14 protein-coding genes and 1 pseudogene are annotated in these 12,201 nt (G+C 63.4%); 12 read left to right on the forward strand and 3 right to left on the reverse strand.

Features of this window, described 5'->3' with window-relative positions:
- The first annotated feature begins 1 nt into the window (after window position 1).
- From Tal182_RS13665 to Tal182_RS13705, 9 genes are all read left to right on the forward strand, one after another.
- Entirely contained in the window at window positions 2–1,099 is a 1,098-nt protein-coding gene (locus Tal182_RS13665) for an ABC transporter ATP-binding protein (RefSeq protein WP_085859756.1), read from the forward strand.
- Complete coding sequence (locus tag Tal182_RS13670; protein ID WP_085859757.1) at window positions 1,092–2,099, forward strand: ABC transporter ATP-binding protein; 1,008 nt, start codon at window positions 1,092–1,094, stop codon at window positions 2,097–2,099. Before Tal182_RS13665 ends, Tal182_RS13670 begins: the two co-directional genes overlap by 8 nt.
- Before the next feature lie 53 nt (window positions 2,100–2,152).
- Entirely contained in the window at window positions 2,153–3,793 is a 1,641-nt protein-coding gene (locus Tal182_RS13675) for a dihydroxyacetone kinase subunit DhaK (protein ID WP_064810609.1), read from the forward strand.
- Window positions 3,794–3,861: 68 nt separating this feature from the next.
- A complete protein-coding gene (dhaL, locus tag Tal182_RS13680; RefSeq protein ID WP_085860932.1) occupies window positions 3,862–4,461 on the forward strand; it encodes a dihydroxyacetone kinase subunit DhaL in 600 nt (199 codons plus the stop codon).
- Between the two features lie 14 nt (window positions 4,462–4,475).
- Entirely contained in the window at window positions 4,476–4,874 is a 399-nt protein-coding gene (dhaM, locus tag Tal182_RS13685; RefSeq protein ID WP_064806193.1) for a dihydroxyacetone kinase phosphoryl donor subunit DhaM, read from the forward strand.
- Window positions 4,874–5,218: an HPr family phosphocarrier protein gene (locus Tal182_RS13690; RefSeq protein ID WP_064803287.1), complete on the forward strand. Its 345-nt coding sequence runs from the start codon at window positions 4,874–4,876 to the stop codon at window positions 5,216–5,218. The genes dhaM and Tal182_RS13690 overlap by 1 nt, the downstream gene beginning before the upstream one ends.
- Window positions 5,202–6,806, forward strand: a complete 1,605-nt coding sequence (locus Tal182_RS13695) for a putative PEP-binding protein (protein ID WP_085859758.1) — start codon at window positions 5,202–5,204, stop codon at window positions 6,804–6,806. The genes Tal182_RS13690 and Tal182_RS13695 overlap by 17 nt, the downstream gene beginning before the upstream one ends.
- 1 nt (window position 6,807) lies before the next feature.
- Entirely contained in the window at window positions 6,808–7,221 is a 414-nt protein-coding gene (locus tag Tal182_RS13700) for a hypothetical protein (RefSeq protein WP_064803291.1), read from the forward strand.
- Window positions 7,222–7,259: 38 nt separating this feature from the next.
- On the forward strand, window positions 7,260–8,252 hold the full coding sequence (locus Tal182_RS13705; RefSeq protein WP_064803292.1) for a dihydroxyacetone kinase subunit DhaK: 993 nt from the start codon (window positions 7,260–7,262) through the stop codon (window positions 8,250–8,252).
- A gap of 39 nt (window positions 8,253–8,291) precedes the next feature.
- Here the strand turns inward: Tal182_RS13705 and Tal182_RS32740 are convergent.
- A pseudogene (locus Tal182_RS32740) lies at window positions 8,292–8,500 on the reverse strand (acetylxylan esterase); the annotation flags it as partial.
- A 125-nt stretch (window positions 8,501–8,625) separates the two neighbouring features.
- Here Tal182_RS32740 and Tal182_RS13715 point away from each other — a divergent pair.
- Window positions 8,626–9,123, forward strand: coding sequence for a MarR family transcriptional regulator (locus Tal182_RS13715; RefSeq protein WP_085859759.1), 498 nt, complete (start codon window positions 8,626–8,628; stop codon window positions 9,121–9,123).
- A gap of 27 nt (window positions 9,124–9,150) precedes the next feature.
- Window positions 9,151–9,567 (forward strand): NUDIX domain-containing protein, encoded by a 417-nt coding sequence (locus Tal182_RS13720; RefSeq protein ID WP_085859760.1) that lies wholly within the window; start codon window positions 9,151–9,153, stop codon window positions 9,565–9,567.
- Between the two features lie 24 nt (window positions 9,568–9,591).
- Here the strand turns inward: Tal182_RS13720 and Tal182_RS13725 are convergent, their stop codons facing one another.
- Together Tal182_RS13725 and Tal182_RS13730 are read right to left on the reverse strand one after the other, a co-directional pair.
- On the reverse strand, window positions 9,592–10,629 hold the full coding sequence (locus Tal182_RS13725) for a DUF3095 family protein (RefSeq protein WP_085859761.1): 1,038 nt from the start codon (window positions 10,627–10,629) through the stop codon (window positions 9,592–9,594).
- A gap of 107 nt (window positions 10,630–10,736) precedes the next feature.
- Complete coding sequence (locus Tal182_RS13730; protein ID WP_085859762.1) at window positions 10,737–11,132, reverse strand: Ohr family peroxiredoxin; 396 nt, start codon at window positions 11,130–11,132, stop codon at window positions 10,737–10,739.
- Between the two features lie 245 nt (window positions 11,133–11,377).
- On the opposite strand from Tal182_RS13730, the gene Tal182_RS13735 reads away from it, so the two are divergent.
- Complete coding sequence (locus Tal182_RS13735; RefSeq protein WP_085859763.1) at window positions 11,378–12,175, forward strand: class I SAM-dependent methyltransferase; 798 nt, start codon at window positions 11,378–11,380, stop codon at window positions 12,173–12,175.
- The last annotated feature ends 26 nt before the right edge of the window (window positions 12,176–12,201 follow it).

Consider the following 12,201-nt stretch of genomic DNA (forward strand, 5'->3'; position numbering starts at 1 on the left):
CATGGCGGACATCCGGATTGAAAATCTCCGCAAGGAATTCGGCAGCTTCGTTGCCGTTCAGGATTCGAGCTTCACCGTCCATGACGGCGAGTTCCTGGCGCTGCTCGGTCCATCAGGCTGCGGCAAGACGACGACGCTTCGCATGATCGCCGGCCTCGAGCTGCCCTCGAGCGGCAAGATCTATCTCGACGGGGAGGACGTCACCTTCAACCGCGCCAGCGCCCGCGACATAGCCTTCGTCTTCCAGCTCTTTGCGCTCTACCCGCATATGAATGTGCGCAAGAATATCGGCTTCCCCTTGCTGTCACAGGGCATGCCCAAGGCCGAAATCCGTCAGCGCGTCGAAGAGACCGCGCGGCTCCTACAGATCGATCATATTCTCAACCGCTCAGTCTCCGGCCTTGCCGGCGGCGACCGGCAGCGTGTGGCGCTCGGCCGCGCCATCGTCCGGCGCCCGAAATGCTTCCTGATGGACGAGCCGCTCGGCACGCTCGACGCCGAGTTCCGCGAGGTCATGGTCCACGAGCTGCGCGAACTGCACAACCGCATCCATGCCACCACCGTCTACGTCACTCATGACCAGCACGAGGCAATGGCGATGGCCGACAAGATCGCCGTCATGAACCATGGCGTCATCGAGCAGTTCGGCACGCCGCAGGAGATCTATGCCAAGCCCGCGACCATGTATGTCGCCGATTTCATCGGCTCGCCGCCGATGAACTTCATGCGCTTCACCTCGGGCCTGAAAAGCGGCGACACGTCCATCGTGATCGATGGAGTCGATGTCGCTGTTCCCGAGATCCATCAGGACATGGCCGAGAGCGAGCTGGCGCTCGGCGTGCGGCCGGAGCATATCCGCTTCAGCGATGCGTCGCCCCTTCGCGGCGCCGTCTACGGCAGCGAATATCTCGGCACCAATCAGGTCGTGGCTGTCGAAACTCGGGGCAGCCTTATAAAGGCCCGCGTTCCCGCCAATCGCACCTTCCGGATCGGCGAGACCGTCGGCTTGGAATTCAACCCGGTAAAACTCACGCTCTTCGACTGCACGTCGGGCCGCGCGGTGCCATCGCAGCTTTATCAGGAGACCCGGCATGGCTGACGTCGTCCTTAGGAACCTCGCCAAGCGCTTCGGCGATACTCAAGCTTTGGCCGATCTCGATATGTCGATCCGCGACGGCGAATTCGTCGTGCTGCTCGGTCCCACAGGCGCCGGCAAGACCACGACGCTGCGGCTGATCGCCGGCTTGGAAAAGCCGGACAGCGGCCGCATCGAAATCGGTGGCCGCAATGTCGCCACTGAGGCGCCCGCCGAACGCGATGTCGCCTTCGTCTTCCAGCAATATTCGCTCTATCCGCACATGACGGTCTACGACAACCTCGCCTTCCCGCTGAAGGCGCCTGTGCGCAAGCTGAGCGCCGAGATGATCGACCGCCGCGTGCGCGAGGTCGCGCGCATGGTCCGGATCGACCATAAACTCGCCAACCGCTCGACCAGGCTTTCCGGCGGCGAGATGCAGCGTGTCGCGATCGGCCGGGCACTGGTGCGCCGGCCGGCGATCTATCTGATGGACGAGCCCCTGTCTTCGCTCGACGCCAAGCTGCGCGCCGAACTCCGCCTGGAGCTGAAGCGCATCCAGAAGGAGTTGGGCTCGACGCTGCTCTATGTCACCCACGACCAGGTGGAAGCCATGACCATGGCCGACCGTATCGGCATCGTTGCCGAGGGCCGGCTGATGCAGGTCGGAACGCCGCGCGAAATCTACAGCAATCCCGCCAACCTGCATGTCGCCGCCCGCCTCGGCCAGCCGCATATCAACCTTCTGCCGGCGGACCTGCTTCCCGGCGGTCAGCCGCCGGCTGGTACAAAAACAGTCGGCGCCCGCACCGAACATCTCGATATCATTGTCGGCAAGGACACCAATGCCGAGATCGACTGGATCGAGCATCTCGGCGACCAAAACCATCTCCATATTAGAGCTGGCAATCACAAGCTCGTCACACTTGCAGATCCATATCTGGCGATCGCGCCGGGCGACCGGATCAGCCTGACGCTGCGCGATCCGCTTTATTTCGATGCGGCTGGACAGCGCCTATCCTGACCGGCAAACACACATGACGACGGCATGAAAAACAAACAGACGGGTCTCAATCGATGAAACACTTTTTCAACCGCAGGGAAACCATCGTTACCGAAGCTCTGGACGGTCTGCTTTTGACGAGCGGCAACGGTCGTCTCGCCCGCCTCGACAGCTTTCCCGACATCAAGGTGATCCTGCGCGCGGACTGGGACAAGTCGAAGGTGGCGATCATCTCCGGCGGCGGCGCCGGCCATGAGCCTTCGCATGCTGGCTTCGTCGGCAAGGGCATGCTGACGGCAGCCGTCTCCGGCGAAATCTTTGCGTCCCCGAGTGTCGATGCCGTGCTGACGGCGATTCGCGCCGTGACGGGCCCTAAGGGCGCCCTGCTGATCGTCAAGAACTACACCGGCGACCGCCTGAATTTCGGCCTCGCCGCCGAAAAGGCGCGCGCCGAAGGCTTTGACGTCGAGATGGTCATCGTCGCCGACGACATCGCCATCCCCGGCATCAACCAGCCGCGCGGCGTCGCCGGCACGCTGTTCGTCCATAAGATCGTTGGCTATCACGCCGAAAGGGGCGAGGACCTGACAACGGTCACAGCCCAGGCCAGAAGTGCGGCTGGCGATATCGTCTCGCTCGGCATGTCTCTCTCCACCTGCAGCGTGCCCGGCCAGGCGCATGAGGACCGTCTCGGCGCTGATGAAGGCGAACTCGGCCTCGGCATCCATGGCGAGCCCGGCCTTGAGCGTATCGCCATGCAGCCAGTCGCCGATATCGTCGCCACCATGGTGGCGCGCCTGTCGCCTGCGCTGCGCGAGGGGGCAAGTCACGCCCTCCTCATCAACAATCTCGGCGCCGTGCCGCCGCTCGAAATGACCGTCATCGCCAATGCCGTGCTGTCCTCATCGCTTGGCCGCCGCATCCGGCTGATCATCGGCCCAGCGCCGATGATGACTGCGCTCAACATGAACGGTTTCTCGCTGTCGCTGATCCGGCTGGATGCCGCGCGTGAAGCGGCGCTGACGGCTACGGTCGAACCGCATGCCTGGGTGCCGGCCGTCGAGCTCCACGAGATCCAGATCATCGCCGCGCCGAAAACATCAGCCGGATTGAACGGCGCGGCAGTGGCCGGGGAGAACAGCCGCAACCGTCGCCTGATCACGGCGCTCTGTGAGCATCTGATTTCGCAGGAAAGCGAACTCAATAGGCTGGACGGCCGCGTCGGCGACGGCGATACCGGCTCGACGGTGGCGACGGGCGCCCGCAGCGTGCTTGCGCGCCTGGACATGCTGCCGCTCGACCGGCCGGCGGCAACGCTCGCCTCGCTTGGCGATATTCTCCGTACCAGCATGGGCGGATCGAGCGGCGTGCTGCTGTCGATCTTCTTCACAGCGGCGGCAAAGGCGATGGCCGACAAGGCCGATATATCGGCAGCCCTTCTTGCCGGGCTCGACAGGATGACGTTCTATGGTGGAGCCTCAGTCGGCGACCGGACGATGGTCGATGCGCTCTCACCTGCCCTGCAGGCGCTCGCATCCGGCGATGTCGGCGCAGCCGCAAAGGCAGCCGCAGCGGGTGCGGAGTCGACGAAGACGATGACGAAGGCGAGAGCCGGACGCGCCTCCTATGTCGGAGAAAGGGATCTGGCGGGGGTTGCCGATCCCGGTGCGGTCGCCGTTGCTGGCGCGTTCGGCGTGGTGGCAAGCCTGGCCTGAGCGGCGTAAAGTTTGAGAGCCGCGCGGGAGATGTGGCGACAGGGAGGACGGCAGTGCTGGCGGAACCGATGCTGGTGGCAGGATTGATCGAGGTGTGCCGCGCGACGATCGCGGAGAATACCGATCACCTTTGCGCGCTCGATCGCGCCATCGGCGATGGCGATCACGGAACCAATATGCGGCGCGGCTGCGAGGCGGTGAGCGCCGAGGGCGAGAGCCTGTCCAACCTGCCCTTCCCCGACGCGGTGGAAAAGATCGGCCTGGCGCTGGTGATGAATGTCGGCGGTGCGGCCGGCCCGCTTTACGGCACGTTGCTGATGGAGATCGGCCGCGAGCTTCGCAAAAGTGAGGAAGCGGCCGATTTTCCGCAGGTGCTGAAACACGCGATCGACGCGGTGGCAAGGCGCGGACGCGCCCATACGGGCGACAAGACCCTACTCGACGTACTCTATCCCGTACATGCGGCACTGGCGAAGCGATCACCACTCGGTGACATCGCCCGCAAGGCCGAACGTTCCGCCAATAGGACCGCCGCGATGAAGGCAATGCGCGGGCGTGCGGCTTATCTCGGCGACCGTTCGATCGGCCACGTCGATCCCGGCGCGTGGAGCTGCGCGTTGCTGACCACTGCGATCTGCCGCTATCTCGGGGAGCAGCGGCCCCAATGAATGCAAGGACCGACATGACTGCTAAGACCGCAAACGTGGGTATCGTGATCGTTTCCCACTCGCCGCTGGTGGCACGCGGCATAGCCGACATGGTGCGCCAGATGGTCGGCGACTGCGTGCCGCTCGCTTGGTCGGGCGGCAATGTCCACGGCGAACTCGGTACCGATGCTGGCGGCATCCTGAGGGCGATCGAAGCCGCCTGGTCCGATGCCGGCGTCGCCGTCTTCGTCGATCTCGGCGGCGCCGAAACCAACAGCGAGATGGCGATCGAAATGCTGGGGCTTCCCCGTTCGGCGCTCGTCTCCATTTGCAACGCGCCTTTGGTCGAAGGCGCCGTCATCGCTGCTGCCGAAGCGTCGGGGGGCGCGTCACTGGCCAAGGTCGTCGCTACAGCCGAGGAACTGTCCCCCTGATGACGAACGGATTGCGTATTGAAAAACAGGAGCCTGGTCCATTGCATGTGAACTGCCAGACGGAGGTGGAAGTCAAGCACGGCGTCGGGCTGCATGCCCGCCCCTCCGTCACCTTCACGCGGCTTGCCAAGTCCTTCCCTTGTTCGATCGAGGTCGCAGTCAACGGCAGCGACGTTTGGCTGAACGGCAAGAGCATCATCAAGATCATGAATGCGAGAATCCGCAAAGGGTCTGTCCTCCGGATCCGCGCCGACGGCATTCTCGCCGAAGAGGCGATCCGTGCGCTGAAGGAACTCATCGAGCGCAATTTCGATGAGGAAAAGAAACATGGCCGAACCGCTTAGGCTGAAAGCAAAGAGCGCATCCCCGGGCGTCGCATCCGGCCCGGCCTTTCTCGCGGAGGAGCCGAAAGCTCCTTCCGCCGCCGAGCGGCCGGACGCCGATCTCCCGCCTCAAATCGCCGGCGGATTCGGCGCGCTGGAAAAGGCGATCGATATCTCGATCGGCGAACTCGAGCGCCTTGCCGAGGGCGCCGATGCCGAAAGCCGCGATATCATCGATTTTCAGATCGAGGTGCTGCGAGATCCAACGATCGCGGAAGCGACCGGCGCGCGTATGGAAAAGGACCAGAACGTGGTCTTCGCCTGGGTCGCCACGCTCGACGCCTATATCAGCGAACTCGAAGCGGCCGACGAGGAACAGATGCGGGCGCGTGCCGTCGATATTCTCGACATCAAGAACCGTGTGCTCGGCGCGCTCGCCGGCACCCCGGTTGCCGATTTCCCGGCCGGCTCGGTCTTCGTCGGCAAGGACATGGAGCCAAGTCGCTTTCTCGCCCACGACTGGTCGAAAGGCGGCGGCATCGCGCTGTTTGCGGGCAGCACCGCCGGCCATGTCGCCCTGCTCGCACGGGCGAAATCCGTGCCGATGGTTGTCGCCACCGGGCGCTTTTCAGCCGCAGACGGCGATCCTGTCAGTGTGGATGGCGACGCCGGTGCGGTCATTCTGCAGGCGGGCGGCATGCTGATCCCGCCGCCGGCACCCACTCAAGTGCCTGCCGTCGACACGCAAACCGTAAGCGGCGAGCTCCGCACGGCGGACAGCGTGCCGATCCTCATCTCCATCAACATCAACGATCCCGCCGAGATCGACGCGCTCGATCCGGCAACAGCGGGCGTCGGCCTGATGCGCTCGGAATTTTCGGTCACTTCGCTCGCCGATGCCGCCAACGAGGAAAGGCAAGTGGCGATCTATCGCCGTGTGCTGGAACAGGCGGGGGAAAAGCCAGTGATCATAAGAATGCTCGACATCGGCGGCGATAAGCCGCTCACCGGCCTCGAAGACATGCTGATTCTCGAACCGGGCCTGCGCGGCATCCGGCTGCTGCTTGCCCGGCCGGAAATTGCCCGTGTGCAGGCCCGCGCCCTGCTGCGCGCCGCCGTCTACGGCAAGCTCTCGGTGATGCTGCCGATGGTGACTTTTCCCGAGGAAATCGACAGGATGCGCGAGATATTCCGGGAAGAAGCCGAAAGGCTCGGCCGCCGTTCGCTGCCACACCGGATGCCGCCGATCGGCATGATGGTTGAGGTACCATCGGCCGCATTGATGCTCGACACCTTCGGGTCGGCGGCGTTCTTCTCGTTCGGAACCAACGATCTCACACAGTATCTTGCCGCATCCGCCCGCGACGACATCAACGTCGATGCCGGCAAGGCCGCACCCGCCGTGCTCCGGCTTATTGCCCAGGCGGTGAAGCTTGCCGCCGGCAAGCCCGTTAGCATCTGCGGCGATATGGCCGGCGATCCCCGCTATCTCTCCGGGCTGCTCGCCGTTGGCCTCCGGCATTTTTCCGTGGCGCCGGCCCGGCGTCCCGCGATCAGCTCGGCAATCATCGGTCTCAATGCCGATGGCACAAAGGCAGCCGGAGAATAGAATGGCGCGCGAAGACACCGAAGACGCCATTATCGTCTACAAGTCCATTCTGGCGCAGATCATCGACAACAGGCCATCGGGCACGCGCCAGCGCCTGGCGACGGCGCTTGGCAAACATCGCAGCTTCGTTACCCAGATCACCAGTCCGACATATGCGACCCCGCTGCCGGCGCGCCATCTGGCAACCATCGTCCGTGTCTGCCATTTCAGCGCCGCTGAAGAGGAGCGCTTTCTCGAAGCCTATCAGGCTGCCCATCCCGGCAAGCTGCCGGATCTCGGCCATTCTGAGAAATTGCGGCACCTGTCGCTGATGGTGCCTGACTTCGGTGACGATCGCAAAAACCGCCTGCTCGAAGAGGCGATCTCCGATCTTGTGCAGAAGATCGTCGCGATTTCAGAAGCGAGTGAGCAGTGAACTGACGTGGCGTAATGCTTGGCTCTGGGAGGGGCTTGATGAAGAAGTTCATGAACACTGCGGAAACCATGGTCGCCGAAAGCGTCGAAGGCTTCGTGCGCGCCCATGAGGCCTTCGTGGTGTTCGGGGCCGAGCGCAAATGCATCCGCCGCCGCCACCTCACGTTGGGCAAGGTGGCGCTCATCTCAGGCGGCGGCGCCGGCCATGAACCGATGCATATCGGCTTCATCGGCCAGGGAATGCTGGATGCCGCCTGTGTCGGCCATATCTTCACCTCGCCGACACCGAGCCAGATCATTGCCGCCATTGAGGAGGCGGACACCGGCGCCGGCTGCCTGCTCGTGGTCAAGAATTACGATGGCGACCTGATGAATTTCGAAATGGCGATCGAGATGGCCGGCGACCGCCACAGCCTCGACATGGTCGTCGTCAGCGACGATATCGAGACGTCGAGAACAGGCGAAGGCCGCGGCCGGCGCGGCGTCGCCGGAACGCTGATCGTCGAAAAGCTCATAGGTGCCGCGGCCGAACGCGGAATGTCGCTTGCCGAATTGAAGCAGCTTGGCGAGGGATTGAACAGACGCTACCGCTCGATGGGTGTGGCCCTGAACGGCGTGACAGTGCCGCAGACCGAACGCAAGACATTTGCGCTCGGACCCGGCGAAATGGAAATGGGCGTCGGCATCCACGGCGAGCCCGGCCATGTCAGGCAGCCCTTCGCCGCCGCCGACGCCATCATCGGACATCTCTGCGAAACCATCGCCGATGACATCGCGGCAGCGCCGGGCATGCGAGCCCTGCTGTTCGTCAACGGCCTCGGCGGCACGCCGCCCGCCGAACTCTACCTCGCCTATAACAGCGCCCGCCGTTTCATCGAGGAAAGAGGCATTCCGATCGAGCGCTCGCTTGTTGGAACCTACGTCACCTCGCTCGACATGCAGGGGCTGTCTGTCACCCTTGCTTTGCTGACCGACGAGGAAATCGCTCTCTGGGACGCGCCGGTGGCGACGGCGGCACTGCGTTGGCCGTAACCGCAATCCAGAAATATCAGATGGAAAGCGGCGCCGAGGCCGCACCGCACCTGCCCTCCGCGGCAGCGGCAGCCAGCCGCCGATGCGAAACGCGCCGGTCGAGAGATAGACGAGGTCGAGCACGTGCCAGTCGGCATGGCTGAGCTCGCTGCGGGAAAGCACCGGCTGCGGATCGACCGTCAGCGCCCTTCAATACCGCTCATCCCAGAATGCGTCGAACCATCCGGCTCCTCCGGCGGCTTCACCGCTGCGACGGAGAAATTCGCCTAAGCCTGGGCCGACGGCACCGGCCTTTTCGAAACACCACTTGCACCGTTGCGATTTAATCGGATGCGATATATATAGTTATTAAAACCCCGGACAGGATAGAGCCATGATCACGTCTAAAACCGCAGAAAAGCCCGACACGGCTGCGCCCGCCTTCAACGAGGCCGGCAGCAGGAAGCTGTCGACCTTCCTGTGCTTCGCGGTCTATTCGGCCAATCTCGCCTTCGGCCGCGCCTACAAGCCGATCCTCGACGCGCTCGGCCTGACCTATACGCAGTATATTGCCATGGTGGCCCTCTGCGAGGAGGACAACCAGACGGTTAGCATGCTGGGAGAAAAGCTGTTCCTCGAATCCAACACGCTGACGCCCATTCTGAAGAAGCTGGAGTCGGCCGGCTTTATCACCCGCCACCGCGATCCCGCCGATGAACGCCAGGTGCGTGTCAGCCTGACGCCAGCGGGGCGCGATCTTCTCGAAACCAATCCCGGCTCAGCCCTGATCGACGCCACCGGCCTTGGCGACGATTTCCCCGTCGTGCAGAAATCAGTGACGCGGCTGCGCGACAACCTGCTACGGGCGCAGGCGGAGCTGCAAAAATCATGATCGCGGCACATGTCTTCGCCTAGTGACATGCCCGAGATCGCAATCGGTGCATTGATCGGGAATGGGAGCGTTCTTCTCGCCAGGCGAAGTTCGGAGCGCAGGATGCACCCGGATCGGTGGAGCCTGCCGGGCGGTCACGTCGAAGACGGCGAAGATGCCGAAACCACACTGCGCCGGGAATTGCTGGAGGAAATCGGCGTGACGCCGCAGCACTGGCTGTTGGCCGGAGAGTTCGCTTCGGAAAGCCCGCCCGGGGCATCCGCCACCTTCCATGTCTATCGCGTCGACCGATGGCAGGACTCTCCGCGACTTATCGGCGATGAACACACGGCGCTCAGATGGTTTACTGCCGCGGAGGTAGAACGCGAAACCGAACTGGCGCCGCCTCAGCTTGGTGAAATGCTCTTAAACCTGCTCAGACCGCAAACGAACCGGCAGGCATGATGACGGAAAAGAAGTGGCGCGCCCCTACAGAGCGCGCTGCCTTCCCTCCGCAAGCGCGTCTTCCTCCATCATCTCGGCCGCCTTGGCATACCCGCCACCCATTCCGTCGAGGAAATGCAGGTGCGAATCCGGCTGGCCCGACGGCACGAGGCAGGTCATCAGCGCATGCGATTGGCGGTGCAGCCCGAAATCGATCTCGCCGCGCGCCCGCGCTGCAACGAGCATGGCTTCGACGCTGTCGATCTGGTCCGGCGCGCAGTCCAGCGTCAGGCGCAGGCCGTCGTCGAACTTGCGGAAATCCGAATTGGAGGCGACCTCCGACCAGCGTTTCGCGCTGACTTGCTTCTCTCTTGCCATAACCGTCCTTCCGGAAAGCGGATGGGACCGGCGCGGCGCGGCATCGAAAACCGCGAGCACACGTCTTGCCAGCGCCGCAAAGATCTCCGGGCGCGTGTGGTCGCGCGGCTCGACCAACAACGACAGGATCTCGCCGCGCTGGCTCGGAAATGGCGCCGAGTCGCAGCTCAAGCCCGTCAGGTCAGGCCGCATCGCATAACGGCCGGGCTTCACCAGAAAGCGGCCATTCTTGATCTGCCGCTCCGCCCATTTGAGCCCGCCTCCGGCAAACATCGCATAGGTCGCGCTCTCGGAAGCGGCGTAGCGCGCGATCCTGACGTCGCGCCCGTTGGCACGGATTTCGCCAACGGTGACGAGCCCGACACGCAGGTCGAGATGAAGCTCGGCTTTGGCGAAGCCCGCGACGTCACGCAATGCCGAGGTCGCCGCCATGATGCCGTTCGCCGGCAAGGCGAAGGCTGCTCCGTCTCCGCGAAACACAAAGGGAAAATTGAACGAACCCCGGGCGTTGCCGAGGGCGGCGATGATCGATGCGCCGGCATAATTGACGTCTTCATAGCGTCCCGATCGGATCGCCGCGGTTGAGCTGACGACATCGGTGATGCCGATCAGCCAATCGTCAGGCAAAGGCTCGTAGACATCGGGATCGAGGACAAGCGAAAACTCGTCATAGGCCCGGCGCGGCTCCGCGTGGCTGTTGCTCATGGCATGTTCTCCGGATCGGCAGGTCTGGCTGCTGGCTCAGAAGCGGGTCTGCCGCCGATCGGCAGACCCCCGCTTGAAAGTGACGGCGCGAGGCCGGCCCTTCTTGTTCAGATAAGCTTGGTTTCGACGTCGATATTGCCGTGGACCGCCTTGGAGTAAGGGCAGATGTCATGGGCCGCCTCGATCAGTTCCTGTGCAATCTCACGGTCGATGTCAGCAAGGCTGACATTGAGCCGTGCACGCAGGAAGTAGGAGCCGTTATCGCCGTTGAGCGTAATTTCGGCATCGACCTCGGGACCGGCCGGCAAGGTGATCTTCCGCTGTGCGGCGGCGAGCTCGATGGCACCGATATAGCAGGCCGACCAGGCGGCCCCGAACAGGTTTTCGGCCGCCGGATGCGGCTGCGGCAGCTTGATGTCGAGCGTACCGTCGCTGCTGCGTGCATAGCCGTTGCGACCACCGGCGATGTGGGTCTTGCCGGCGAAAAGAAGCTTCTCAGTCATTGTCGTACCCTTTCGGTCTGATGATTTTTAACGTATCCGATTAAATCGGATGCGCGTTAATACGTCGAACCGAATCCGATGTCAACACCATTCCGATTTAATCGGATACGATTTATCTTGCCGGAAGATTGGGCCAGCCGCGCAGGCAGGCTGGACCGGTTGCGCATTCACGTCTTGTCCGGGAAGGAGGCCGCCTATAGGCTTGCCTCGAGGCTCGGGGGTCACGAGGAAGACGGAGAGTTGAGATGTCCTCCATAACCGAAGGCAATGCGGGACAATATGGCGACAGCCGCAAGCTCGCCGCCCGCGCCAGGCTCCATACCGAATATACCATCGCCGAAACGGGCTGGTTTCCATGGGTTGCCGCGCAACTGCCTTTGAAACCGGCAGATCGCGTTCTCGACGTCGGCTGCGGGCCGGCATGGTTCTGGGCGGCAACGGCGGGTCTGCTGCCGGAGAATCTGCAGCTGACGCTCGCCGACCTTTCGCCAGGCATGGTCGACGAGGCAGTGGCGCGCTGCGGCGCACTGCCCTTCGGTTCCGTTCGAGGCTGCCGAGCCGATGCCGCCACACTTCCCTTCGAAGACGGCGCCTTCGACCTCGTGATCGCCATGCATATGCTCTATCACCTGCCCGACCCCGCCGCCGGCATCGCGGAGATGGCGAGGGTGCTGAAACCGGGCGGCTTTCTCGCGGTCACCACCAACGGCATCGGCAATATGCGCGAGATCTATCGCCTGACGACCGTCTTCGGCAGCGCGCCGACCGATCCGGCAGCCGTAGCCTTTGGATATGACGCCGCCGAGCAAATGATGCGGACGCGATTCGGAAACGTCGCCATGTCGCAGTATCCGGCAAGCATGCGGATCACCGAACCCGAGGATGTCTTCCTGGCCCTGACCTCTTATCCGCCCGGCGAAGGCGCCGGCGAGCCTCAGCTCAGCGGTTTTCGCAGGGCGATCGCCGATGCCTTCAGGCAAGGCAGCGGCGCGCTCGATGTCAGCAAGGAGACCGGGCTGTTCCTCAGCAGGAAAACGGCCTGATCGGATCGCCGTCTTTCAGGAACGCG

Source organism: Rhizobium sp. TAL182 (assembly GCF_002117725.1).
Classification (GTDB): Bacteria; Pseudomonadota; Alphaproteobacteria; order Rhizobiales; family Rhizobiaceae; genus Rhizobium; species Rhizobium esperanzae.

What these genes read in the sequence shown, in the direction of transcription:
- Tal182_RS13665 (WP_085859756.1), top strand. Translation starts at nt 2, where the DNA reads ATGGCGGACATCCGGATTGAAAATCTCCGCAAGGAATTCGGCAGCTTC.
- Tal182_RS13670 (WP_085859757.1), top strand. Translation starts at nt 1,092, where the DNA reads ATGGCTGACGTCGTCCTTAGGAACCTCGCCAAGCGCTTCGGCGATACT.
- Tal182_RS13675 (WP_064810609.1), top strand. Translation starts at nt 2,153, where the DNA reads ATGAAACACTTTTTCAACCGCAGGGAAACCATCGTTACCGAAGCTCTG.
- dhaL (WP_085860932.1), top strand. Translation starts at nt 3,862, where the DNA reads ATGCTGGTGGCAGGATTGATCGAGGTGTGCCGCGCGACGATCGCGGAG.
- dhaM (WP_064806193.1), top strand. Translation starts at nt 4,476, where the DNA reads ATGACTGCTAAGACCGCAAACGTGGGTATCGTGATCGTTTCCCACTCG.
- Tal182_RS13690 (WP_064803287.1), top strand. Translation starts at nt 4,874, where the DNA reads ATGACGAACGGATTGCGTATTGAAAAACAGGAGCCTGGTCCATTGCAT.
- Tal182_RS13695 (WP_085859758.1), top strand. Translation starts at nt 5,202, where the DNA reads ATGGCCGAACCGCTTAGGCTGAAAGCAAAGAGCGCATCCCCGGGCGTC.
- Tal182_RS13700 (WP_064803291.1), top strand. Translation starts at nt 6,808, where the DNA reads ATGGCGCGCGAAGACACCGAAGACGCCATTATCGTCTACAAGTCCATT.
- Tal182_RS13705 (WP_064803292.1), top strand. Translation starts at nt 7,260, where the DNA reads ATGAAGAAGTTCATGAACACTGCGGAAACCATGGTCGCCGAAAGCGTC.
- Tal182_RS13715 (WP_085859759.1), top strand. Translation starts at nt 8,626, where the DNA reads ATGATCACGTCTAAAACCGCAGAAAAGCCCGACACGGCTGCGCCCGCC.
- Tal182_RS13720 (WP_085859760.1), top strand. Translation starts at nt 9,151, where the DNA reads ATGCCCGAGATCGCAATCGGTGCATTGATCGGGAATGGGAGCGTTCTT.
- Tal182_RS13725 (WP_085859761.1), bottom strand. Translation starts at nt 10,629, where the DNA reads ATGAGCAACAGCCACGCGGAGCCGCGCCGGGCCTATGACGAGTTTTCG.
- Tal182_RS13730 (WP_085859762.1), bottom strand. Translation starts at nt 11,132, where the DNA reads ATGACTGAGAAGCTTCTTTTCGCCGGCAAGACCCACATCGCCGGTGGT.
- Tal182_RS13735 (WP_085859763.1), top strand. Translation starts at nt 11,378, where the DNA reads ATGTCCTCCATAACCGAAGGCAATGCGGGACAATATGGCGACAGCCGC.